The sequence below is a fragment of the Marimonas arenosa genome (assembly GCF_030848945.1).
In the GTDB taxonomy this organism is placed as follows: Bacteria; Pseudomonadota; Alphaproteobacteria; order Rhodobacterales; family Rhodobacteraceae; genus Marimonas; species Marimonas arenosa.
Genome location: NZ_JANHAX010000005.1, coordinates 316632 through 339475, shown reverse-complemented (window position 1 = coordinate 339475; position 22844 = coordinate 316632). Strand labels below are relative to the sequence as shown.

General features: G+C 63.7%; 21 protein-coding genes. 18 read left to right on the top strand and 3 right to left on the bottom strand.

Annotation, left to right across the window (positions count from 1 at the left end; all coding sequences use genetic code 11):
• Positions 1-15: 15 nt before the first annotated feature.
• From ftsW to recN, 16 genes are all read left to right on the top strand, one after another.
• Positions 16-1182 carry a putative lipid II flippase FtsW gene (gene ftsW, locus NO357_RS16800; protein ID WP_306736865.1) on the top strand — a complete coding sequence of 389 codons (1167 nt, stop codon included), beginning with the start codon at positions 16-18 and terminating at the stop codon, positions 1180-1182.
• Positions 1183-1224: 42 nt separating this feature from the next.
• A complete protein-coding gene (locus NO357_RS16795; protein ID WP_306736864.1) occupies positions 1225-2322 on the top strand; it encodes a UDP-N-acetylglucosamine--N-acetylmuramyl-(pentapeptide) pyrophosphoryl-undecaprenol N-acetylglucosamine transferase in 1098 nt (365 codons plus the stop codon).
• 79 nt (positions 2323-2401) lie between these two features.
• Positions 2402-3802 carry a UDP-N-acetylmuramate--L-alanine ligase gene (gene murC / locus NO357_RS16790; protein ID WP_306736863.1) on the top strand — a complete coding sequence of 467 codons (1401 nt, stop codon included), beginning with the start codon at positions 2402-2404 and terminating at the stop codon, positions 3800-3802.
• Positions 3803-3809: 7 nt separating this feature from the next.
• A complete protein-coding gene (locus NO357_RS16785) occupies positions 3810-4031 on the top strand; it encodes a hypothetical protein (protein ID WP_306736862.1) in 222 nt (73 codons plus the stop codon).
• A gap of 32 nt (positions 4032-4063) precedes the next feature.
• Positions 4064-4324, top strand: coding sequence for a hypothetical protein (locus tag NO357_RS16780; protein ID WP_306736861.1), 261 nt, complete (start codon positions 4064-4066; stop codon positions 4322-4324).
• Positions 4325-4495: 171 nt separating this feature from the next.
• Complete coding sequence (locus NO357_RS16775) at positions 4496-5689, top strand: APC family permease (RefSeq protein WP_306736860.1); 1194 nt, start codon at positions 4496-4498, stop codon at positions 5687-5689.
• Positions 5686-5952 carry a DUF2484 family protein gene (locus NO357_RS16770; protein WP_306736859.1) on the top strand — a complete coding sequence of 89 codons (267 nt, stop codon included), beginning with the start codon at positions 5686-5688 and terminating at the stop codon, positions 5950-5952. Before NO357_RS16775 ends, NO357_RS16770 begins: the two co-directional genes overlap by 4 nt.
• Entirely contained in the window at positions 5949-6197 is a 249-nt protein-coding gene (locus NO357_RS16765) for a DUF2484 family protein (protein WP_306736858.1), read from the top strand. The genes NO357_RS16770 and NO357_RS16765 overlap by 4 nt, the downstream gene beginning before the upstream one ends.
• A 94-nt stretch (positions 6198-6291) precedes the next feature.
• A complete protein-coding gene (gene murB / locus NO357_RS16760) occupies positions 6292-7221 on the top strand; it encodes a UDP-N-acetylmuramate dehydrogenase (RefSeq protein WP_306736857.1) in 930 nt (309 codons plus the stop codon).
• Positions 7222-7295: 74 nt separating this feature from the next.
• Positions 7296-8210 (top strand): D-alanine--D-alanine ligase, encoded by a 915-nt coding sequence (locus NO357_RS16755; RefSeq protein ID WP_306736856.1) that lies wholly within the window; start codon positions 7296-7298, stop codon positions 8208-8210.
• Complete coding sequence (locus NO357_RS16750) at positions 8198-9076, top strand: cell division protein FtsQ/DivIB (RefSeq protein ID WP_306736855.1); 879 nt, start codon at positions 8198-8200, stop codon at positions 9074-9076. The genes NO357_RS16755 and NO357_RS16750 overlap by 13 nt, the downstream gene beginning before the upstream one ends.
• A 2-nt stretch (positions 9077-9078) precedes the next feature.
• Positions 9079-10407, top strand: coding sequence for a cell division protein FtsA (gene ftsA, locus NO357_RS16745; RefSeq protein ID WP_306736854.1), 1329 nt, complete (start codon positions 9079-9081; stop codon positions 10405-10407).
• 449 nt (positions 10408-10856) lie between these two features.
• Complete coding sequence (gene ftsZ / locus NO357_RS16740) at positions 10857-12500, top strand: cell division protein FtsZ (RefSeq protein WP_306736853.1); 1644 nt, start codon at positions 10857-10859, stop codon at positions 12498-12500.
• A gap of 221 nt (positions 12501-12721) precedes the next feature.
• A complete protein-coding gene (gene lpxC, locus NO357_RS16735; protein WP_306736852.1) occupies positions 12722-13642 on the top strand; it encodes a UDP-3-O-acyl-N-acetylglucosamine deacetylase in 921 nt (306 codons plus the stop codon).
• A gap of 173 nt (positions 13643-13815) precedes the next feature.
• The gene (locus tag NO357_RS16730; protein ID WP_306736851.1) at positions 13816-14682 is read left to right on the top strand and encodes an outer membrane protein assembly factor BamD; all 867 of its coding nucleotides are present in this window, start codon (positions 13816-13818) and stop codon (positions 14680-14682) included.
• Positions 14683-14719: 37 nt separating this feature from the next.
• Positions 14720-16378, top strand: a complete 1659-nt coding sequence (recN, locus tag NO357_RS16725; protein WP_306736850.1) for a DNA repair protein RecN — start codon at positions 14720-14722, stop codon at positions 16376-16378.
• Between the two features lie 256 nt (positions 16379-16634).
• On the opposite strand, the gene NO357_RS16720 is transcribed toward recN, so the two are convergent.
• The gene (locus tag NO357_RS16720; RefSeq protein ID WP_306736849.1) at positions 16635-18410 is read right to left on the bottom strand and encodes a bifunctional helix-turn-helix transcriptional regulator/alpha/beta hydrolase; all 1776 of its coding nucleotides are present in this window, start codon (positions 18408-18410) and stop codon (positions 16635-16637) included.
• A 122-nt stretch (positions 18411-18532) separates the two neighbouring features.
• Positions 18533-19909 carry an FAD-binding oxidoreductase gene (locus NO357_RS16715; protein ID WP_306736848.1) on the bottom strand — a complete coding sequence of 459 codons (1377 nt, stop codon included), beginning with the start codon at positions 19907-19909 and terminating at the stop codon, positions 18533-18535.
• A gap of 173 nt (positions 19910-20082) precedes the next feature.
• Here NO357_RS16715 and NO357_RS16710 point away from each other — a divergent pair, with 173 nt between their 5' ends.
• Together NO357_RS16710 and NO357_RS16705 are read left to right on the top strand one after the other, a co-directional pair.
• Positions 20083-21699: a chloride channel protein gene (locus tag NO357_RS16710; protein ID WP_306736910.1), complete on the top strand. Its 1617-nt coding sequence runs from the start codon at positions 20083-20085 to the stop codon at positions 21697-21699.
• 74 nt (positions 21700-21773) lie between these two features.
• Entirely contained in the window at positions 21774-22457 is a 684-nt protein-coding gene (locus NO357_RS16705) for an NYN domain-containing protein (protein ID WP_306736847.1), read from the top strand.
• Here NO357_RS16705 and NO357_RS16700 read toward each other — a convergent pair.
• Positions 22454-22798: a DUF427 domain-containing protein gene (locus NO357_RS16700; RefSeq protein WP_306736846.1), complete on the bottom strand. Its 345-nt coding sequence runs from the start codon at positions 22796-22798 to the stop codon at positions 22454-22456. The two genes, NO357_RS16705 and NO357_RS16700, sit on opposite strands and share 4 nt — an antisense overlap.
• Positions 22799-22844: the final 46 nt, after the last annotated feature.

Below are 22844 nucleotides of genomic sequence, written 5' to 3'. Positions count from 1 at the left end.
AGTGGCGGTGTTCCGATGACGGAAATGGTCTATGGCGCGGTGCCGGTGCGCGAGGGCGAACCGGTGCTGCCGAAATGGTGGCGGACGGTCGACAAGTGGACGCTGAGCTGCGTCCTCATCCTGTTCGGCATCGGGTTGTTGCTGGGGCTGGCCGCCAGCGTGCCGCTGGCCGAGAAAAACGGGTTCGGCGCCTTCCATTACGTGACCCGGCAGGCGGTGTTCGGCGGCGCGGCGCTGATCGCGATGCTGATCACCTCGATGATGAGCCCCGACCTGGTGCGGCGGCTGGCGGTGCTTGGGTTCCTGGCTGCCTTTATCGCGCTGATGGGCCTGCCGTTTTTCGGCACAGATTTCGGCAAGGGCGCGGTGCGATGGTATTCGCTGGGCTTCGCCAGCATACAGCCGAGCGAGTTCCTGAAACCCGGTTTCATCGTGGTCGCGGCTTGGATGATGGCGGCGAGCCAGGAGATCAACGGGCCGCCGGGCAAGAGCCTGTCGTTGGTTCTGGCGGCGATCATCGTTCTTCTTCTGGCGTTGCAGCCCGATTTCGGGCAGGCCAGCCTGATCCTGTTCGGCTGGGGCGTGATGTACTTCGTGGCCGGTGCGCCGATGCTGCTGCTGGCGGGGCTGGCCGGGATGGTCGTGCTGGCCGGCACTTTCGCTTATAACTCGTCCGAACATTTTGCGCGGCGGATTGATGGCTTCCTCAATCCTGAGGTTGACCCGCGCACCCAGCTGGGCTTTGCCGAAAACGCGATCCGCGAGGGCGGCTTCTTTGGCGTCGGCATCGGCGAGGGGCAGGTAAAATGGTCGCTGCCCGACGCGCATACCGATTTCATCATCGCGGTGGCGGCCGAGGAATACGGGCTAGTGCTTGTGCTCTGCATCATCGCGCTTTATGCGATCGTCGTGGTGCGATCCATGCTCAGGCTCATTCGCGAGCGTGACCCGTTCATCCGCCTGGCCGGTACCGGACTGGCGGCGATGTTCGGGGTGCAGGCGATGATCAACATGGGCGTCGCTGTGCGGCTGCTGCCGGCCAAGGGGATGACGCTGCCGTTTGTCTCGTACGGCGGGTCGTCGCTGATCGCGGGCGGAATCGCGGTGGGCATGCTGCTGGCCTTCACGCGCGTTCGACCGCAGGGCGGGATCGACGAGATTTTCCGCGGGCGCGGGCGGTAAACGGCGCATGGTGGGCGGATCGCCCACCTGACGGGGGTTGAAATGGCGGAGCGTCAGAAGTTTCTGGTGATCGCGGCCGGCGGAACCGGCGGGCACATGTTCCCGGCGCAGGCGTTGGCCGAGGTGATGCTGCGCAAGGGTTGGCGGGTGAAGTTGAGTACCGATGCCCGTGGTGCGCGCTATACCGGCGGGTTTCCTCATACGGTCGAAATCGAGCAGGTGGCGAGCGCAACCTTTGCCCGCGGAGGCGTGCTGGCCAAGCTGCTGGTGCCATTCCGGGTCGCGGGCGGTGTCGTGGTGCAGATCTGGCGGATGAGGCGCGACAGGCCGGATGTGGTGGTTGGGTTCGGCGGCTATCCTGCCATCCCGGCGATGGGCGCGGCCTGGTTGCTGCGGTTGCCGCGGATGATCCACGAGCAGAACGGCGTGCTGGGACGGGTGAACCAGGTCTTCGCCCGCCGCGTCGATGTCGTGGCTTGCGGCACCTGGCCGACGACGCTGCCCGCAGGGGCTGAAGGGATTCATACCGGCAACCCGGTGCGTGGCGCGGTGCTCGAACGGGTGGGTGCGGGCTATATCGCGCCGGGCGACTATCCGATGTCGATCCTGGTGATCGGCGGTAGCCAGGGGGCGCGAGCGCTGAGCGACGTGGTGCCGCCGGCGGTTGCCGCGCTGCCCGTAGCTCTGCTGCAGCATCTGCGCGTCAGCCACCAGGCGCGTGACGAGGATGGCGAGCGGGTGAAAAAATTCTACGCCGATCACGGCATTGCGGCTGACGTGCAGCCGTTCTTCCATGACGTGCCGCGGCGGATGAGCGAAGCGCAACTGGTGATTTCGCGTTCGGGCGCGTCCTCGGTGGCCGATATCAGTGTCATCGGACGGCCGTCGATCCTGATCCCCTATCCCTATGCGGCGGGTGACCATCAGAGCGCCAATGCCCGTGGGCTCGCCGACGCCGGCGGCGCGATCGTCATTCCTGAAAGCCGGCTGTCGGTCGAGGTTCTGAGTGAACAGATCGCCAGCGTGCTGGGCAATCCCCAAGGGGCAAGCCTGATGGCGCAGGCGGCGCTTTCCGTGGGCAAGCCCGAGGCGGCCGAGGAACTGGTGGCGCTGGTGGAGACGCTGGCAGGGACCGAGTGAGCGAGACACAAGCCGGGCTGAAGCTCGGCCGACGCAGGGCCCGGCCTGCGGCGATGAGATTGAAGAGGCGACACAGGCGATGAATTCAGCTGCAACCAAACTTCCGGGCGACGTGGGCCCGATCCATTTCGTTGGCATTGGCGGGATTGGCATGTCGGGGATTGCCGAGGTGTTGCTGAACCACGGCTACGTGGTGCAGGGCTCGGACCTGAAATCCACGCCGATCACACAGCGATTGGAGAAGATGGGCGCGCACGTCTTCGAAGGGCAGCGGGCCGAGAACCTCGAAGCCGCCGAAGTGGTCGTGATCTCGTCGGCGATCAAACCGGGCAATCCCGAGCTCGACGAGGCGCGCCGGCGCGGCCTGCCGGTGGTGCGCCGGGCCGAGATGCTGGCCGAGCTGATGCGGCTGAAATCCAACATCGCGGTGGCCGGCACCCACGGCAAGACCACCACGACGACGATGGTGGCGGCGCTGCTGGACCACGGCAAATTTGACCCCACGGTGATCAATGGCGGCATCATCCACGCCTATGGCTCGAACGCCCGGGTGGGGCAGGGCGAATGGATGGTGGTCGAGGCCGACGAAAGCGACGGCACTTTCAACCGGCTGCCGGCGACGATCGCCATCGTGACCAATATCGACCCCGAGCATATGGAGCATTGGGGCACCGAGGAGAATCTACATCGCGGCTTTCTCGAGTTCGTGTCGAATATCCCGTTCTACGGGCTGGCGGTGTGCTGCACCGACGACCCGGACGTACAGGCGCTGGTTGGCAAGATCACTGACCGCCGGGTGGTGACCTTCGGCTTCAATGCTCAGGCCGACATACGGGCGGTGAACCTGACCTATGACCGGGGTGTGGCGCATTTCGACATCGCGTTGCAGGCCGAGGACAAGGTGATCGAAGGCTGCACCCTGCCGATGCCCGGCGATCACAACGTCTCGAACGCGCTCAGTGCCGTGGCGGTGGCACGTCATCTTGGCATGAAGAGCCGCGAGATCCGCGAGGCGCTGGCCAATTTCGGCGGCGTCAATCGGCGGTTTACCCGGGTGGGCGAGGTGAACGGGGTGACCCTCATCGACGATTACGGTCATCACCCGACCGAGATCGCCGCGGTGCTGAAGGCGGCGCGACAGGCGACCGAGGGCCGGATCATCGCGGTGCACCAACCACACCGCTATACCCGGTTGTCCAACCTGTTCGACGAGTTTTGCTCGTGCTTCAACGAGGCCGATGTGGTGGCCATCGCCGAGGTCTATGCCGCTGGCGAACAGCCGATCGAAGGCGCCAGCCGCGACGCTCTGGTGGCGGGGCTTATTGCGCACGGGCACCGGCATGCGCAGGGCATCGACAATCTCGACGACCTCGTGCGGCTGGTGAAGGAACAGGCCAAGCCCGGCGATATGGTCGTTTGCCTTGGCGCGGGCACGATTTCGGCCTGGGCCAACGCCCTGCCGGAACGGCTGGCGGGATGAGGCGGCTGTGCTCTGGGGTCTCGTCGCACTGGTGATTCTGCTGGCGCTGGTCGGGGTGACGCGGCTGTTGCGGCGACTGGTTCTAGTCTTCGCACTGGCGGCGGCGGGATTGCTGCTGCTCCACATGCAGACAGCGCCGGGCGAGGCAGTTGCGGGGCTGGGCGTGCTGGTGGGCGGATTGACGTTGTCGCGGATCGCACGCCGGATGGTGACCGGTTTCGTCGTTTGACACGGTTCCGCAAGCAACGCACGGTCACGGCTATGGATAATCTGATACTGGCATTGTTTGCAGTGGGCGCAGGGACGGGTGGCATCCTGCTCGCGCAGGGGAAACGCGCTGTTGCGATTGCGATTACGACCGTGATCGGGATCGTCGCGGTAATCACGCCAATCCGTGAAGCCTGGCCAGTGGCGTTGGCGCTCATCGTTTTCGTGCCGTTTGTGGTTTTGCCCTTCCTGATCGCATACGTGCTCGGGGTTCTTTTGCGTCGCCGGAAAGAAAACGAAGAGGTTGACGACTAATCCACCTGACTGCGGGTTGAGATCACGGACTCCGGGCGCTTCGCGAAAGCCCAGACGACGGAGGGTTGGGGCGTGACGAACCCTCTCCGCAGGTGCTAAGTGTTTGTCCGGCCCAAGAGGTCGTGGGCGTTGATTTGGCGGACCTGTACCGGGGATGAGTGGCGAGAGGCAATGACGGAGCAGCTCAAACGCAAGATCGGCACCGGGTTGCTGACGGCCTATGGCGTCGGCATCATGGTCGGCGCGGGTATTTACGTGCTGACCGGGGCCGCGTCGGGCGAGGCCGGCATGTGGGCGCCGGTTGCCTTCCTCATTGCCGGGCTGGTGGCGCTGCCCACTGCGCTTTCGTTTTCCGAACTGTCGTCGCGTATTCCCGAGGCCGCAGGCGACAGTTCCTATGTCGAAGTCGGGCTCAAGCAGCATTGGCTTGCGGTGCTCGTGGGTCTCATCAACATCGTGGCGGGCACGGTAGCGGCCGCGGCGGTGCTGCGCGGTGGGGTCGGTTATCTGACCTCGTTCATAGATATTCCCTTCCTGTGGGCGGTGGTGGGGCTCGGCGCGGCACTGACCCTGATCGCGATCATCGGCGTGGTCGAAAGCCTCGCCTTCGCCGCGCTGCTGACGGTGATCGAGGTTTTCGGGCTTGGCATGGTGATCTTCGCGGGGTTTTCGGCACCGCCGGTCGAGGCCTTCGCCCTTCCCCTGCCGCCGCCGGAATGGAACGGCGTGGCGGCGGCAACGCTGTTCGCCGTTTTCGCCTTCATTGGCTTCGACGACATGGTCAACATGGCCGAAGAGGCGAAGAACCCGACCCGGACCATGCCTCGCGCCATTCTTTTCGCCTTGTTGATTACGGCGGTGCTCTATGCCCTGGTATCACTGGCTGCCGTCCGGGCCGTGCCGCGCGAGGTGCTGGGCACTTCGGAACGACCGCTGGCGCTGGTCTGGGAGGCCGGTACCGGCTCCAGCGCGGTGTTCCTGTCGGCTATCGCGGTGGCGGCAGCGCTCAATGGCGTTTTGGCACAGATCGTGATGGCGTCGCGGGTGCTGTTCGGGCTTGGCCGCCGGGCGCCGGAGTTCCGGGTTTTCTACGCCGCCCACGCCCGGTTCGGCACGCCGGTTCTGGCTTCGGTCCTGGTCGGCGCCTTCGTCATCGGTTCGGCGCTGACGCTGCCAGTGGCGACGCTGGCCGAGGTGACGACGCTGGCTCTGCTGATCGTGTTTGCTATCGTCAACGCGGCGCTGATCGGGGTGAAGCGCAAGATGGGTCCGGCGGAGTTTTCGGTTTCCCCGCTATGGCCGTGGCTGGGGGTTGTTCTATCACTGGGCTGTTTCACGGCGGCCATTGCGGGAGACTTGTTGTGAGCATATCGCTTCTTCTGGGCTTTTTCTGGGTTCTGGCCGCGACCGTGGTCGCGATGCTGCCGATGCGGCGGCAAATGGTGCCGGGGCTCGTGCTTCTGATCGCGGCACCTGTGCTGATCGGGTTCATCGGCTATCAGCACGGTGCGATTTTCGCGGTGCTGGGGCTTTTCGCCTTCGTGTCGATGTTCCGCAATCCGCTGCGCTATTTGTGGAAGCGCGCGCGCGGGGAGCGGCCGGAATTGCCGCCGGAGCTGCGGCGATGAACGGCTCTCTGATCGCATTGTTCGTCTGGTTGCTGACCGCCAACGTGCTGGCGATGATCCCGTCGAAGGATAACCACTGGCGCCGGGCCTATGGGCTGATCGGGCTTGGGGTGCCGCTGCTGGTCTGGGTGTTCTGGGAAAACCCGGTCTGGGTCGGGCTGCTGGCCCTTTTAGCTGGGATGAGCGTGCTGCGCTGGCCGGTGATCTATCTCGGGCGCTGGGTGCGGCGCAAGGCTGGGCTGTGAGGCACCGGCCGGGGTCTCGGAAATCAGTTGCCCGACGGGTTTCGCACCTCCATATCTTGTTGTAAGAGGCGCAAAACGACACGAGCGGTGCCCCATGATGGAAATACCCGAGGTGAGGGGAAAGCTGATTCCCGGCAAGGCTCTGAGCGAGCTGACCTGGCTTCGGGTAGGTGGACCGGCGGACTGGCTGTTCTTGCCGGCGGATGTCGAGGATCTGGCCGATTTTCTCGAGGCGCTCGATCCCGGGGTGCAGGTGTTTGCGATGGGCGTCGGCTCGAACCTGATCGTGCGTGATGGCGGCCTGCGGGCGGTGGTGATCCGGCTGGGGCGCGGCTTCAGCGGGATCGAGATCGCGGGCAATCGCGTGACCGCAGGCGCCGCGGCGCTCGATGCCCATGTGGCGCGCAAGGCGGCCGAAGCCGGGGTCGACCTGACCTTCCTGCGTACCATCCCGGGCTCGATCGGTGGCGCGGTGCGGATGAATGCCGGTTGTTACGGTTCTTACGTGGCCGATGTGTTCGTCGAGGCCACGGCCGTGACGCGGGATGGCGAGATCGTGGCCCTCACCGCCGATCAGTTGAAGTTCCAGTATCGCCAGACCGAACTGCCCGAGGGGTGGGTGATCGTAGAGGCCACTTTCGAGGGGCCCGCTGGTGATCCCGAAGAGTTGCACGCGAAGATGGCGGACCAGATCGCCAAGCGTGATGCGACCCAGCCGACAAAGGAGCTTAGCGCCGGCAGCACGTTCCGAAATCCGGCTGGGTTTTCCTCGACCGGCCGCGCTGACGACACCCACGAACTCAAGGCCTGGAGGGTGATCGACGAGGCCGGTATGCGGGGCGCGACCATCGGTGGAGCGCAGATGAGCGAGAAGCACTCGAATTTTCTGATCAACACCGGGCAGGCGACCGCTGAAGATCTCGAAGCGCTCGGAGAAGAGGTGCGGAAAAGGGTTTACGAGAAAAGCGGGATCACGCTAGAGTGGGAAATCATGAGGGTCGGCGAACCGGCCCCGGATGAGTGACAGGCAAAACGACAAAAAATTTCAACGAAGGGCCACCAATAAGGCCCGTTGACGATGAGGCGGTGAAAACGGGTATGTCGGGCAGGGCAACCCCCAGTGTGGCAGTTCTGATGGGCGGCTTTTCGGCCGAGCGCGAAGTGTCGCTTGCGACCGGGACAGGCTGTGCCGAGGCGCTGCGCAGCGAGGGGTTCGACGTGACCGAGGTCGATGCCGGGCGCGATCTTCCCGCCGTGCTGGCCGAGCTGAAACCTGACGTTTGTTTCAACGCGCTGCACGGCCGCTGGGGAGAGGATGGCTGCGTGCAGGGGGTGCTGGAATGGATGGGGATCCCTTACACCCATTCAGGTGTTTTTGCCTCGGCGCTTGCGATGGACAAGGAGCGCGCCAAGGCTGCCTATGTCGCCGCCGGGCTGCCGGTGGTCGACAGCCGGCTTGCCTGCCGCGACGAGATCGCGGCGCGGCATGTGATGGAACCGCCTTACGTCGTCAAGCCTTATAACGAAGGCTCGTCGGTCGGCGTCTATATCGTGCACGAGGCGGCGAACGGGCCGCCGAAACTGGCCGCGGACATGCCGGAGATCCTGATGGTTGAGCAGTTCGCGCCGGGGCGCGAGTTGACGACGGCGGTGATGGGCGACCGGGCGCTTACGGTGACCGACATACTGACCGATGGCTGGTACGACTACGACGCCAAGTACAAGGAAGGCGGTTCGCGTCATATCTGCCCGGCCGAACTGCCGCAGGAAATTTTCGCGGCCTGCCTCGACTATGCCGGGCGCGCCCACGAGGCGCTGGGCTGCAAAGGTGTCAGCCGCACCGATTTCCGCTGGGACGAGGCGCGCGGGCTCGATGGGCTGGTGCTGCTGGAAACCAACACCCAGCCGGGCATGACGCCCACTTCGCTGGTGCCGGAGCAGGCCGAGGCCTGCGGCATGACCTTTGGCCAGCTGTGCACCTGGATTGTGGAGGATGCGTCATGCAACCGGTGAAAAGCGACAAGCGCGTGGCCAAACACGATCCGGCGCCGAGCCGCTGGGCCTATCGGTGGCACCGGCTGTGGCTGACGCCCTTGTTTCGCACGTTCGTTCGGGTCGGGGTGCCGTTCACGGCTGCGCTGATCGGAGGCACAGTCTATTTTTCGGACGAGACACGGCGTGACGCCGTCTTGCTGGCGATTGCCGATCTCAGGGCCGATATCCACACGCGCCCCGAATTCATGGTGCAACTGATGGCCGTGGACGGAGCCAGCGAGGGCGTCAATGAGGATATCCGTGACATCGTACCGGTGGATTTCCCGATTTCGTCCTTCGATCTCGATCTCGAGATGATCCGGCAGGACATCGTTGGTTTGAACGCGGTGAAAGAGGCAAGCGTGCGCATCCGCAACGGCGGCGTGCTGCAGATCGACGTGGTCGAGCGCCGGCCGGTGGTGCTGTGGCGGCACCGCGACGGGCTTGAGCTGGTCGATGCCGAGGGCGTGAGCCTCGGTTTGCCGGAGGAGTCGCGGCCCGACCTGCCGTTGATCGCCGGTGACGGAGCCGACCAGGCGGTGGACGAGGCGCTGCGGATCGTTGCGGCAGCGCGGCCGCTGGCGTCGCGGCTGCGCGGTTTGGTGCGCATGGGCGAGCGACGCTGGGACGTTGTGCTGGATCGCGGCCAGCGGATCATGCTGCCCGAGCAGGAGCCGGTGCAGGCGCTGGAGCGGGTGATCGTGCTGTCGGCGGCTCAAGACATGCTGGCGCGTGACCTGGTGGCGGTGGATATGCGCCTGAAACAGCGCCCGACCATTCGGATGAACCAGGGCGCGCTTGAGAACTGGTGGAAAATCCGTGAGATAGCGGTAGGGACAGACTGAAAATGATCGAGCTATACGAATCCCAGCGGGCGATGCGTAACATGCGCAAAGCGGCGATGCAGCGTGGCGTGGTGGCGATTCTGGATGTTGGCAGTTCCAAGATTGCCTGCCTGGTGCTGCGGTTCGATGGCGCCGAGCCGGCCAGCGGTGAGGTCGGGTCTCTGGCGGGGCAGGCCGGGTTCCGGGTGATCGGGGCGGCAACGACACGGTCGCGCGGTGTGCGCTTCGGCGAGATCGAAGCGATGGTCGAAACCGAGCGCGCCATCCGGACCGCCGTTCAGGCGGCGCAGAAGATGGCGCAGGTGCGGGTGGATCACGTCATCGCCTGTTTTTCAGGTGCCGAGCCGCGCTCTTATGGGCTGGCTGGTGAGGTCGATCTGGAGGGGGCCGTCGTGACCGAACAAGATGTCAGCCGCGTGCTGAGCGCCTGCGACGTGCCGGATTACGGCCATGGTCGGGAAGTGTTGCATGCCCAGCCGGTCAATTTCGCGCTCGACCATCGCTCGGGACTGATCGATCCGCGCGGTCAGATGGGGCTGCGTCTGGCGACCGACATGCACATGGTGACGGTGGATGCCGTCGCGGTGCAGAATCTGGCCCATTGCGTGCGACGCTGTGATTTGGAACTGGCCGGGATCGCGAACTCGGCCTACGTGTCGGGCGTGGCGTCGCTGGTCGAAGACGAGCAAGAACTGGGCTCGGCATGTATCGACATGGGGGGCGGCTCGACCGGTTTGTCGATCTTCATGAAGAAACACATGATCTATGCCGATGCAGTGCGCCTGGGCGGCGATCACGTGACATCGGACATTTCCATGGGCCTGCAGGTGCCGTTGACGACGGCGGAGCGGATCAAGACGTTCTATGGCGGGGTGGTGGCCACTGGCATGGATGACCGCGAGATGATTGACCTTGAAGGCGACACCGGCGACTGGGAACATGACCGGCGCACGGTGAGCCGGGCTGAGCTGATCGGCATCATGAGGCCGCGGGTCGAGGAGATTCTGGAAGAGGTGCGCGCCAGGCTGGATGCTGCCGGGTTCGAGCATCTGCCGAGCCAACAGATCGTGCTGACCGGCGGTGGTTCGCAGATTCCGGGGCTCGACGGGCTGGCGTCGAAAATTCTAGGCCAGCAGGTGCGGCTGGGCCGGCCGATGCGCGTCCATGGCCTGCCGCAGGCGGCGACCGGACCGGGGTTTGCCAGCGCGGTGGGAATGTGTCTTTTCGCAGCCCATCCTCAGGATGAGTGGTGGGATTTCGAACTGCCGGTCGACCGATATCCGGCGCGGTCGCTGCGCCGGGCGGTGAAATGGTTCAAGGATAACTGGTGAAGGCTGGTGCAGCTGTATCGAACCGGTGCGCGGCGTGCGCTCCAGATCGCGGCAAAGCGCCTTCGACGCCGCTGACGCAGTTTTCTGCCAGCTTTCCGGGGTTCGATTTTGAGTGGTCTGAGGAAAATCTCCGTGGTAAGATAATTATAAGTCGCCCGTGATGAGGCGGCGAAGAGGGTCGAGCAGATGACCCCACAACATGAGATTGCGACTCGCGCGCGGGCGAACCGCGCCCGCGAGCTAAGGTGCTTTTTGTGTCATCAGGGGGAAATTCCGCAATATGTGGAAGGGTCGGCGAAATCCCGCGTGAATCGCTTGAAAATACCGCAATATTTTGTGGCTGAACTGTGTTTTTTGGGTGACGATTGCGCTGCCATTCGTTAAGAATAGACAGGACAAGGCAGACAATCCCTGTGCGTTCAGGGGCAGATATCAGGCGGACAGTATCTATGACATTGAACCTCACCATGCCCGGACATGAAGAGTTGAAACCCCGTATCACGGTATTTGGCGTGGGGGGGGCTGGCGGCAACGCGGTCAACAACATGATCGCCAAACAACTTGATGGCGTTGAATTCGTCGTCGCCAACACTGACGCGCAGGCGCTGCAGCAAAGCCATGCTGCGGCCCGGATCCAGATGGGTGTGAAGGTGACTGAAGGGCTGGGCGCAGGCGCCAAGGCCTCAATCGGCGCTGCGGCCGCGGAAGAGAGCATCGAGCAGATCGTTGATCACCTGGCCGGCGCGCATATGTGCTTTATTACCGCCGGCATGGGCGGCGGCACCGGCACCGGGGCGGCGCCGATCATCGCGCAGGCCGCACGCGAGCTGGGGGTGCTGACCGTCGGCGTCGTGACCAAGCCGTTTCAGTTCGAAGGCGGCAAGCGGATGAAGCAGGCCGAAGACGGGGTCGACGCGCTGCAAAAGGTGGTCGACACACTGATCATCATCCCCAATCAGAACCTGTTCCGCCTGGCCAACGAAAAGACCACCTTTACCGAAGCGTTCAGCATGGCCGATGACGTGCTTTATCAGGGTGTGAAGGGTGTGACCGACCTGATGGTACGGCCCGGCCTGATCAACCTCGACTTCGCCGACGTGCGCGCGGTGATGGACGAGATGGGCAAGGCGATGATGGGCACCGGCGAGGCCGACGGCGAAGACCGCGCAACCCAGGCCGCCGAGAAGGCGATTGCCAACCCGCTTCTGGATGAGATTTCGCTGAAAGGCGCCAAGGGCGTGCTGATCAACATTACCGGCGGGCACGATCTGACGTTGTTTGAGCTGGATGAAGCTGCCAACCGTATCCGCGAAGAAGTCGATCAAGACGCCAATATTATCGTCGGCAGCACGCTTGACATCGAGATGGAAGGTGCGATGCGGGTCAGCGTCGTGGCCACCGGCATCGACGCCAGCGAGATGGCGCATGACGTGCCGCTGCCGCGCCGGTCACTGGCTGAGCCGCTGAAACAGGTGGTGATGGCGGAAGCTGAGGAGATCGACGAGTTGCCCGCGGCACCGCAGGTGGCGGCGCGCGCGACTGAGGAGCCGTCGCTGTTCGAAGAGCTCGATGTCGAAGCCGCTGCCGCCGAGGATCAGATGGAAGACATCTTCGCCGAGGAAGCCGCGGAGGTTGCCGTGGCCGAAGATGACTTGCCGCCGCCGGCCTATCAGCCGCAGGTCGCAGCGTTCCGGCCGCAGCCGGATGCACTCGACGCCGAGCCGGAAGAGTTCGTCGCGCCGAAGTCGCCGGCACCGGGGACCCCGAGCCCGGACGCGATGGCCCGGCTGCGGGCCGCCGTTCAGCGCGCACCGGCCTCTTCGGGCCGGGTTGCTGAGCCCCAGCTGCAACCGCAGGAACAGCAGGCTGAAACCGCCGAACGTCCGCGTTTCGGAATCAACTCGCTGATCAATCGGATGACCGGTCACGGCCAGGAGCAGCAGCCGCAACAACCGCGGCAACAGCCCGCGGTACAGGCGCAGCCGCGGCAGCAGCCGAGCGTCCAGGCCCAGGCCAGACCCGCCAGCGCGGCGGATGAAGCAGAACAGGAACGGATCGAAATTCCCGCCTTCTTGCGCCGACAGGCGAACTGATTACAGCGTCTGACCCCGCGTCACGGTTTACAGACAACCCGCCCGATTCTGGGCGGGTTTTTGTTTCATTACAGTCGGTTATGCGGTGCAGTGGCGGTAAATCGCCGAGTGTCGCGGACACTGTTTCAGGGCCGTTACAAAGCGTGAATTGAGGCAGGCAGCTGCTTCCCTTAGATTTACGGCAAATGCGGAATGGGGACCGCGCAGAACAGAGGTTCTTCGTGCAGACGACGATCAAATCACCGGCCGCCTTCGAGGGCATTGGCCTGCATTCCGGCAAGCCGGCTCGGATGGTGATTCATCCCGCCTCGGCGGAACACGGCATCTGGTTCAAGCGCACGGATATCCGCCTGGGCGACGCCTTGGTGCCGGCGCGCTGGGATGCGGTGCATCAGACACCGCTCTGCACCAAGGTCGAGAATTCCCGTGGCGTCAGTGTTTCGACCATCGAACATGTGATGGCGGCGCTGGCTGGGTGCGGTGTGCACAACGCCCTGATCGAGATCGACGGACCGGAAGTGCCCATCCTCGACGGTAGTGCTGCGGCGTTTGTCCGCGGCATTCTGGCACGCGGCGTGCTGCGACTGGTGGCTCCGGTACGTGCGATCGAAATTCTGCAGCCGGTTGAGGTGCGCCGCGGCGATGCCTGGGCACGGCTGGATGCGAGCGACCGGCTGAGCATCGATTTCTCGATCGAGTTCGCGGATGCCGCCATCGGGACGCAGCAAAAACGACTGGACATGTCGAACGGATCGTTCGTGCGCGAACTGAGCGACAGCCGGACTTTTTGCCGTCGGGCCGATGTGGACGACATGCGCGCCAATGGTCTGGCGCAGGGTGGAACGCTGGAAAACGCGGTCGTGGTTGAAGGGGACAGGGTGTTGTCGCCCGGCGGGCTGCGCCATGCCGACGAGGCCGTGCGCCACAAAATGCTGGACGCGCTGGGCGATCTTGCGCTGGCCGGTGCGCCGATCCTAGGCGGCTATACCGGGCACCGCGCCGGCCACGCGCTTACCAACGATCTGCTGCGAAAGCTTTTCGTCACACCGGCGGCGTTTCGTATGGTGGTCTGCGATGCCGTAACCACGGCGCGCCTGCCCGGAGTCGGGGTCCATGCCGGCGAAATTCCGGCAGTTGCCTGAGTCAGGCTGCGGTTTTCGCGCATCGCCCCACAAGATTTTGCGATCCCACGGCAATTTGACCACAGGGAGATGCTTCAAAGGCGTTTTGCCCCGGAATATTCTGTGCTAGGAGAAGCAGGACAAGAAAGGGCGGACGGCCCAAGGGTTTGTTCGAACGAAGGGTAAGATCGGGCATGACAGGCGGTAAAGGCAGCATTTTCCGCAAAGGTTTGCTTGGTGCAGCGGCAATTGCGCTTGCGGTGTCGAGCCTGTCGGGCTGCGGCACCGCGGAAGCGGTACGCCGAGGCGATATTCCGATCGAGAATTACTCGGCCGAGCAGATCTATGAGAGGGGCGAGTTCGAGCTGAACCGGCGCCAACCGTCGGAAGCGGCGCATTTCTTCGGCGAGGTCGAGCGGCTCTACCCGTATTCCGACTGGGCCAAGCGCAGCCTGATCATGCAGGCCTATGCTTATCACCAGGCCAAGGACTACGAGAACAGCCGCGCGAGCGCGCAGCGGTACATCGATTTCTATCCAACCGACGACGATGCCGCCTATGCCCAGTATCTGCTGGCGCTGAGCTATTATGACCAGATCGATGAGGTCGGCCGTGATCAGGGCCTGACTTTCCAGGCCCTGCAGGCGTTGAGGGTGGTGATCGAGCGTTACCCCAACAGCGAATTTGCCCGTTCGGCGGTGCTGAAATTTGATCTTGCCTTCGACCACCTGGCGTCGAAGGAGATGGAGATCGGGCGCTATTACCTGCGGCACAAGCACTATGCCGCGGCGATCAACCGGTTCCGTGTGGTGGTCGAGGATTTCCAAACCACGACCCACACCGCCGAGGCGCTGCACCGGCTGGTCGAGGCCTATCTGTCGCTGGGGCTGACCGACGAGGCGCAGACCGCCGGCGCGATCCTTGGCCACAACTTCCGCAGTACCGACTGGTACGAGGACAGCTACAAGCTGCTGACCGGCCGGGGGCTTGAGCTCAAGGCGGCGGGCGACAACTGGCTGCGCAAGGTCTATCGCCAGATGATCAAGGGGCGGTGGCTCTAGGGAATGGTGGGTTTCACCCACCCTACGGGGCGGTCTGATGCTGCGCAGCCTTGAAATCCGGAACATGTTGATCATTGACCGGCTGGCGCTGGAGTTCCAGCCGGGCCTGAACGTCCTGACCGGCGAGACCGGAGCGGGTAAATCCATCCTGCTCGATTCTCTGGGGTTTGTTCTGGGCTGGCGAGGTCGCGCCGATCTGGTCCGCACTGGTGCTGAACAGGGCGAGGTAATGGCGGTATTCCAGCTGCCGCCTGACCATGACGCTCACCCCATTCTGGAAGAGGCAGGGCTGCCGGCATGCGACAGCGGCGAACTGATACTGCGGCGGGTAAATGCCCGCGACGGGCGCAAGACCGCATGGGTCAATGACCGGCGCGCTACCGGAGAAGTGCTGCGGCAGCTTTCGGAGGTGCTGGTGGAGTTGCACGGCCAGCATGACGATCGCGGGCTTCTGAACCCGCGCGGGCACCGGGCGCTTCTGGACGAATTCGCCGGGGCAAGCGACGCACTGGCAGAGGTGCGCAGGGCCTGGAGAGATCTCGGTAACGCACGGAAAAGGCTTGAGAAAGAGAAAGCTGCAGTGGAGGAATTGCGGGCCGAGGAGGAGTTTCTGCGGCACGCGGTGGGCGAGCTTGATGAGCTCGATCCGCTGCCTGGCGAGGACGAGGCCCTGGATGCGCAGCGTCGACGAATGCAGGCCGCCGAGAGGGTGCGCGCCGATATCGGCAAGGCGCTTGACGCTATCACCGGCAGTGACGGCGGAGCCGAAGCCGCCGCTGGCGATGCGCTGCGCTGGCTGGAAGGGGCGGCGAGCGAGATGGAGGGACTGCTCGATGACCCGATGGAGGCTCTGGCGCGAGGCCTGAATGAGCTGGCTGAGGCCGGCGACGGGATCGCCCGGGCGCTGGAGGCGCTGGAGTTCGAGCCTTATGCGCTGGAGCAATGCGAGGAGCGGCTGTTTGCGATCCGGGCGTTGGCCCGCAAACACGGGGTGCAGCCGGACGATCTGGGCGATTTTGCCGGAAAGCTGCGCGCGCGGCTCGATGCGCTGGACCGGGGGGACGCCGATATCGCGGAGCTGGAGAAGGCGGCCAATGCGGCACAGTCTGTTTATGACCGGGCAGCCGAGGCCTTGAGTGCGTTGCGGAAAACGGCGGCTGCGGCGCTGGATCGGGCTGTGATGGCCGAACTGGCGCCGCTGAAGATGGAGCGCGCGATCTTCACCACCGAAATCGGGGCAGCCGAGCCCGGTCCGGAAGGCACGGATGCGGTTGGTTTTTCCGTAGCGACCAACCCGGGAGCGCCGGCCGGGCCGATTGCACGGATTGCTTCGGGAGGGGAACTGAGCCGGTTCCTGCTGGCGCTGAAGGTCAGTCTGGCGCAGGAAAGCAGCGGCGTGACGATGATTTTTGACGAGATCGATCGCGGTGTCGGCGGTGCGACGGCGGATGCGGTCGGTCGCCGTCTGGCTGCGCTGGCTGAGGGTGGGCAAGTGCTGGTTGTGACCCATTCGCCGCAGGTCGCGGCACAGGGCGGGCACCACTGGCGCGTGGAAAAACGCGTGGTGGGTGAAGCGACACTTTCAACCGTGGTGCCGCTTGATGCAGCGCAGCGGGTGGATGAGATCGCCCGGATGCTGTCAGGTGACACGGTCACCGACGAAGCCCGGGCGGCGGCGGAGCGGCTGATCGGCTGAAACCGGCACAGGGTCAGCCCGACTCGCCTAAAAAAGCCCCGCAGCGGATGCCGCCAATACATCGCGACAGCGCCGTTGCGGGGCTCACACACTCACGGTCGGAGACCTGTTTGGAAATACGCGCTCCGGCTTGAACCGGGCCGCTGTCTGAATGAAACGGTTTCGGGCCGCTTGGACCAATCAAATTTCTTACGATTCGCAACATGCCAAGGACGCGGTGATCTGTCATACCCCAAATGGGGTAAAAGGCTGAAAATCAGAGGTTTTTCTCTGTCAGATCAAGCACGTCGCGCCACTTTCTGAAAAACAAAAGCTGCCCTGCGTCCGTATAGGTTGAGAAATCGATCCAGGGATAGTCGTTTCCAAGTTCTGCCAGCGTGGCCGGCGGGGTCTGAGGATCCTGCGTGCCGTTGAGGAAGAAGACCGGACTGCGTCCGGCGGTGCGTCTGATCGGTCCCGACCAGTCGGTGGTTTCCTGTTCGGTGACCTCGGCGGCAAAGGCGGCATGCGCGGAATGGTCTTGCGACAGGCAGACTTCCGATCCGACCACCATGGCCTCGAACACTTCGGGCATTTCGAAGGTTTCGACATCGGCGGGCGACCCGCCATAGACTGCATGAATGAATTTTCGCTTGCCGAGCCGACGGGCGAGCGCGAATCCGGCCTTGACCATGAAGGGCAGCAGATGCGGTGTATAGCGCGCGCCAGCGAGGATGAAGCGATGCCACTTGTGCATCCGCTCGTATTGTTCGGCGCGGGTCAGCGGTAAAATGCCAGAACAGGCGATCAGAGCGGTGACGCGTTCAGGGTAGGCATCGTGGAAATGCGCCGAGAAATAGAAATCACCGCCGAGCGAGATGAACGGGCAGGAGGCGACTCCTAGATGGTCGAGCAGGTGCCGATAGTCGTCGATAATCGTGGTGGCGAGGTTAGTGCCGCGGGGCAGGGGCGTGGATTGGCCGAATCCGGCGCGGACCGGCACGATCACTTTGATGCCACGGCGGGCGGCCTCGGCCTCTGCCGATGCGGGCCAGCGGGTGAGGCCGTAATCCTGTGGCCCGAAAAAGCAGGGCCGACCGGCCGGATCGCCAAGGATGAGATAGTCGAACCGCCGGCCGTCCGGCAACATCAGCGTGTGATAGGGGCGGGGCAGCAGGGTCTCGAACCCCTTGCTTTCGGCCGGGGCCTTGGCGGCGGCATCCTGGGTATAGGTGGCGATGTCCATGGTCGCGAGCGTGAGCCGCACGAGTTCGGCCTGGGAGCGGGTTTCGGTCTTACCGAGGATCGACTTGATCTGGGCGCGCACCGTATCGACGGAGCGGCCGCGCTGGTCGGCGATGTCCTTGATCGAGTGGCATTCCGACAGGGCGCGCAGCACCTGGGCCTCGGCATCGGTGAGATTGAAAACCGACTTGAGGAAGGCGTCGAAACCGGTTGGCCAGATCAGCTCGGAGGTGACGGCGACGATGAAGGGTTCTTCACCTTCGGGGCGCAGCAGCCGTAGCTGGAACACCACGAGCCGGGATCGGCCCCGCAGCCTGGCGCGGAACAGGAGGGCGGGGTCTTGATTCGAAGCGAAAAGCTGTCGGACCTGCTCGGTCATCGCGCCGAGGTCTTCGGCCTCGAGCGGCAGCTCGGAAAGGGACGTTCCTGGGTTGAGGCGCAGCACCTGGGCCGCCGGCGAGTTGAGAGCACCGAGGGTGAGATCGCGCTTCACGGTGAAGGCGGCCGCAGTTTCGAACTGCTTGAGAAAACCTTCGGGACTGGTGTCAGTGACGCTACTGGCGGACAAGCTGTCGAGCACCTTCGAGGCCCGGCGGAAATGGCTTTCAAAGTCGATGGCGGTGAATGCGATCGGCTGATCCAGTCCATTTGCCCGGCGATAGGGGCTGATCATGGTTTCCCACTGGTCGAGCAGGTCCTCATAACGGCCGGGATCGATCGCGACTTCGTAGAGCCGGTCGATCACGTCCTGGGCCAGGACGTTGGGTTTGGTATCGTCCTGTGCGTTTGCTGGCGGCTTCACGTTCATGCCTTGCGGTTCCCGATTTGACCTTTTGGTAAGATATCGAGGTGACGCGGGGCGTCAAATCCGGTTTTCCTTACCCAGAGGTCCGGCGGAGGATACGCCCGCTTTTCAGGCAGTTGGTCGGATCAGTTGCGCGGCGGAACCATCTTGCCGGGGTTCATGATGTTCAGCGGGTCGAGCGCCTGCTTAATCGCCCCCATCACCTGCCAGCCGTCACCATGCTCAGAGGTCATGTAGTTCAGCTTGCCCATGCCGATGCCATGTTCGCCGGTGACCGTGCCGCCCATCGCCAAGGCTCGCTCGACCATGCGGTTCGAGGCCTCTTTCACGCGGGTGAACTGCGCCTTGTCTTCGGCATCGAACATGATGACCGAATGGAAATTGCCGTCGCCGACATGACCGAGGATCGGACCGAATAGGCCGGACGCGGCGAGGTCGGCGGCGGTTTCGTTGACCGCGTCGGCGAGCCGCGAGATCGGAACGCAGACATCGGTGACCAGCGATTTCCATCCCGGTCGGGCGGCGTAGATCGCATAGGCACCGTTGTGGCGCATGGTCCATAGGGCGTGGCGGTCCTCGGGCTTAGTGGCCCAGTTGAAGCCGTGGCCGTCATGGTCGGTGATGATATCACTGAATGTTTCAGCCATTTCTGCGACGCCTGTCTTGGAGCCGTGAAACTCGACCATGAGGTGCGGGCATTCTGGCATTTCGGCCCCGGCATAGGCGTTGAACGCCTTAACGGTTTCGGTATCGAGCAGCTCGATCCGGGCCATGGCCAGGCCCATTTGGATGGTGTCAATCACCGCGTGGACGGCGTCGTCCACCGTGTCAAAGGCGCAGATCGCCGCGGTGATTGCCTCGGGCTGGCCGTGCAGCTTGAGTGTAAGTTCGGTCACGAGCCCCAGCGTGCCCTCGGAGCCGACCATGAGGCCGGTTAGGTCGTAACCTGCCGAGCTCTTGCGGGCGCGGCTGCCGGTGCGGATGATACGCCCGTCGGCCAACACCACTTCGAGCCCCATGACGTTGTCGCGCATGGTGCCGTAACGCACCGCCGTGGTTCCCGAGGCCCGCGTCATTGCCATGCCGCCCAGCGAGGCATTGGCGCCGGGATCGACCGGGAAGAACAGGCCGGTGGCGCGCAATTCCTCGTTCAGCTCCTCGCGCGTCAGGCCGGGTTGCACGGTAACGTCCATGTCGCCCTGACGGACCTCGATCAGCTTGTTCATCCGCGCGAAATCAACGACGATTCCACCCTGCACCGCCTGCGCTTGGCCTTCGAGCGACGTGCCTGTACCCCAGCCGACAACCGGCACGCGATGGCGAGCGCAGATCCTGACCAGTTCGGCGACCTCGGCTGTGGTTTCTGGATAGGCCACAGCGTCGGGCGGTGTCAGGGGAAAGTAGGTTTCCGAGCGGCCGTGCAGCTCGAGATCGGACTTGGAGCGCGTCAGGCGTTGGCCTAGTAATGTGGAAAGCTCGGCAAGGGCATCCTGGATCTGCATCGTTCCCCCCGGTTTGACGCTGTCCGGAAAGCCTATGCCAAGCGTGGGCCGTGGGAAAGAGGAGGCCGTTCCAATTTGATTAAAATGCGGGATATCAGAACGATATGACGCGCTTTCTCTCGTTCCTGCGTCAGCGCTTCGAGGCCGCCCGGGTCGATCTGGGCCGGATCGTCATGGTGTTGCGCGCCAAGGGGCCGAGCCAGGTGCAATTTTGGTTCCTGGCGCTGCTGATCGGGATCGGCGCGGGATTCGCAGCACTGTTCTTTCGCAAGGGGATCGAGGCGTTGCAGGCGTGGGCCTATGGCACCGGCGACACTGCGCACATTCATTCCTTTGCCGCAACCCTGCCGTGGTACTGGCTGGTAGTGATCCCGGCGGCGGGCGGACTGGCGGTGGGGCTGTTGATGCATTTCTTCACAAATGACGGGCGGGTGCGCTCGGTCGCCGACGTGATCGAGGGGGCCGCGATGTACCAGGGCCGGGTCGAGCGCCGCGCGGGTCTGGCGTCGGTCGCGGCGTCTCTGATCACGCTTAGCACCGGCGGTTCGACCGGGCGCGAGGGGCCGGTGGTGCATATGGCGAGCCTGATCTCTACCTGGGTAAGCAACCGTATTCATGCCGGCGGGATCACCGGGCGCGACCTTTTGGGCTGTGCCGTGGCCGCCGCGGTGTCGGCGAGTTTCAACGCGCCGATCGCCGGCGCGCTCTTTGCGCTTGAGGTGGTGCTGCGGCATTTTGCGGTGCATGCTTTTGCGCCGATCGTGATCGCCAGTGTGGCCGGCACCGTGATCAACCGGTTGGCCTTTGGCGACGTGACCGAGTTCACGCTGCCGGGCACATCGGCGCTGGAGTTCTACGTCGAGCTGCCGGCCTATCTGATCCTGGGGGCGGTCTGCGGGTTGGTGGCGGTGGTGTTGATGCGGGGGATCTTTCTGGCAGAAAGCGTCGCGAGCCATTTGCAGGGGCGGATAGGGTTGCCGCGATACCTGCGTCCGGCAGTGACCGGCGTGATGCTGGGAGGGATTGCGATCTGGTTCCCGCATATCATCGGGGTGGGCTACGAGACGACCTCGGCCGCGCTGACCGGGCAACTGGTGCTGCACGAGGCGGTGGTGTTTGCCGTGCTCAAGGTGATCGCGTTGGCGATCACCATGGCCGGCCGGATGGGCGGCGGGGTATTTTCACCCTCGCTGATGGTCGGCGCCCTGACCGGGCTGGCCTTCGGGCTGATCGCGACGGCGATCTTCCCCGAGGTGTCGGGATCGCACACGCTATACGCGCTGGCTGGCATGGGGGCAGTGGCGGCCGCGGTCCTGGGGGCACCGATTTCAACAACGTTGATTGTGTTCGAGATGACCGGCGACTGGCAGACCGGACTTGCGGTGATGGTCGCCGTGTCGATCTCGACCGCACTGGGCACGCGGCTGGTGGACCGGTCGTTCTTCCTGACCCAACTGGAGCGGCGCGGTGTGCACCTGGCCGCCGGGCCGCAGGCCTATCTGTTGGCGATGTTCCGGGTGGCGAGCCTGATGAAGCCGCTGGACGACCGCGAATGCCCCGAGGAAGAAGTGCTGTGGGAGATGGTTGAGGACGGAACCTACGTCGATGCCAATGCCACGCTTGAGGCCGCAATGCCGATTTTTGAACGGTCCGGGGCGGTCTTTCTACCGGTGCTGAGCATCACCGGGGAGGATCGCAAGCCGGAACTTTGGGGCGCGCTGTGGCATGTTGATTCCCTTAAGGCGTACAACCAGGCGCTGGCCGCGACTGCGGCAGAGGAGCATTCTTGAGTTCTTGCATCTTCTGATTGCGATTATAGGCTTAACTTCAGGTTGTTCGGTCTTGGTTCATTGAGGGGTGCCAAATGGATGGAAAAGAATCAATTTCAAACCAAGTGAATTTCGGCGCGGTCGGTGTTGCCGTGTTCGTTGACGGTGAAAATGTGAATACGGGACCGGCCGCCGAGATATTGCGAGGTGTTGGGGGAGCCGCCAAGGCAGCGATCCGACGTGTCTACGGCAATGCCCAGCAATTGGCGAAATGGTGTGATGCGCCGGGTTTCAGAGCGGTGCACACCGGCAGCGGCAAGAACTCGGCCGACGTCCGGCTGGCAATCGACGCGGTGCATGCTTCACATCAGGGCGGCATCGCGACTTTCGTGATTGTCACATCCGATGGCGATTTCAGCCATCTGGCGCATCACCTGCGGGAACGCCATTTCACGGTGATTGGCATCGGTGAGCCTAAAACGCCCAACAGCTTTCGCGCGGCCTGCAGCCGGTTTATCGAGATAATTCCCATAGGCAGTGCTGCGTCTGGAGAAAAGAACCTCGACGCGATGGACAGGAAAGTGCGCGACGCCATCCAAAAGAACGGTGATCGGCATGGCTTGCCGATTCACAGGTTGGGCCCGTTGATGAGTAAGCATGGCACGAAGATCAGCACGCATCCCGACCGGACTTGGCGCAATTACCTGACGAAAAGAACAGATATTTACCATTGCGATAAAAGGGGGCCCAAGGCGAAAGTCAGGTGGATCGGTGGCTAGACCCGCTCTACCGTCACCTGATCGCCGGTGTAGAACGCTAGGTGATCCTTGATGCGGGCAACCTCTTCGGTGGGGTTCTCATAGCTCCACACGGCATTTTCCAGGGTGGTCGACTTGGTGACGATCGAGAAATAGCTGGCGTCGCCCTTCCACGGGCAATGGGTGCTGTGGTCGGTGGCGTCGAGGAAGGCCATGGCAATGTCTTCGCGCGGGAAATAGATCACCGGCGGGTAATCGCCTTCTACCAGTTCCAACGCGTTTTTCGTCTCGCCAAGCACGGCGCCGCCAGCGCGGACGACCCAAGTGCCGGGTGCGGCGGTGACGGTAATTTTCGGTGCCATGTGGCGTCTCCTCCCCAATAGGTGCCACTCCGGTTCGCGCGGGATT

Excerpts from the sequence above, each read along its gene's own strand:
- murC (WP_306736863.1), top strand. The coding sequence starts at position 2,402 with ATGAATTCAGCTGCAACCAAACTTCCGGGCGACGTGGGCCCGATCCAT.
- NO357_RS16795 (WP_306736864.1), top strand. The coding sequence starts at position 1,225 with ATGGCGGAGCGTCAGAAGTTTCTGGTGATCGCGGCCGGCGGAACCGGC.
- ftsA (WP_306736854.1), top strand. The coding sequence starts at position 9,079 with ATGATCGAGCTATACGAATCCCAGCGGGCGATGCGTAACATGCGCAAA.
- recN (WP_306736850.1), top strand. The coding sequence starts at position 14,720 with ATGCTGCGCAGCCTTGAAATCCGGAACATGTTGATCATTGACCGGCTG.
- NO357_RS16720 (WP_306736849.1), bottom strand. The coding sequence starts at position 18,410 with ATGAACGTGAAGCCGCCAGCAAACGCACAGGACGATACCAAACCCAAC.
- NO357_RS16705 (WP_306736847.1), top strand. The coding sequence starts at position 21,774 with ATGGATGGAAAAGAATCAATTTCAAACCAAGTGAATTTCGGCGCGGTC.
- NO357_RS16710 (WP_306736910.1), top strand. The coding sequence starts at position 20,083 with ATGGTGTTGCGCGCCAAGGGGCCGAGCCAGGTGCAATTTTGGTTCCTG.
- ftsW (WP_306736865.1), top strand. The coding sequence starts at position 16 with ATGACGGAAATGGTCTATGGCGCGGTGCCGGTGCGCGAGGGCGAACCG.
- NO357_RS16700 (WP_306736846.1), bottom strand. The coding sequence starts at position 22,798 with ATGGCACCGAAAATTACCGTCACCGCCGCACCCGGCACTTGGGTCGTC.
- NO357_RS16775 (WP_306736860.1), top strand. The coding sequence starts at position 4,496 with ATGACGGAGCAGCTCAAACGCAAGATCGGCACCGGGTTGCTGACGGCC.
- NO357_RS16780 (WP_306736861.1), top strand. The coding sequence starts at position 4,064 with ATGGATAATCTGATACTGGCATTGTTTGCAGTGGGCGCAGGGACGGGT.
- NO357_RS16765 (WP_306736858.1), top strand. The coding sequence starts at position 5,949 with ATGAACGGCTCTCTGATCGCATTGTTCGTCTGGTTGCTGACCGCCAAC.
- murB (WP_306736857.1), top strand. The coding sequence starts at position 6,292 with ATGATGGAAATACCCGAGGTGAGGGGAAAGCTGATTCCCGGCAAGGCT.
- NO357_RS16730 (WP_306736851.1), top strand. The coding sequence starts at position 13,816 with ATGACAGGCGGTAAAGGCAGCATTTTCCGCAAAGGTTTGCTTGGTGCA.
- ftsZ (WP_306736853.1), top strand. The coding sequence starts at position 10,857 with ATGACATTGAACCTCACCATGCCCGGACATGAAGAGTTGAAACCCCGT.
- NO357_RS16715 (WP_306736848.1), bottom strand. The coding sequence starts at position 19,909 with ATGCAGATCCAGGATGCCCTTGCCGAGCTTTCCACATTACTAGGCCAA.
- NO357_RS16750 (WP_306736855.1), top strand. The coding sequence starts at position 8,198 with ATGCAACCGGTGAAAAGCGACAAGCGCGTGGCCAAACACGATCCGGCG.
- NO357_RS16755 (WP_306736856.1), top strand. The coding sequence starts at position 7,296 with ATGTCGGGCAGGGCAACCCCCAGTGTGGCAGTTCTGATGGGCGGCTTT.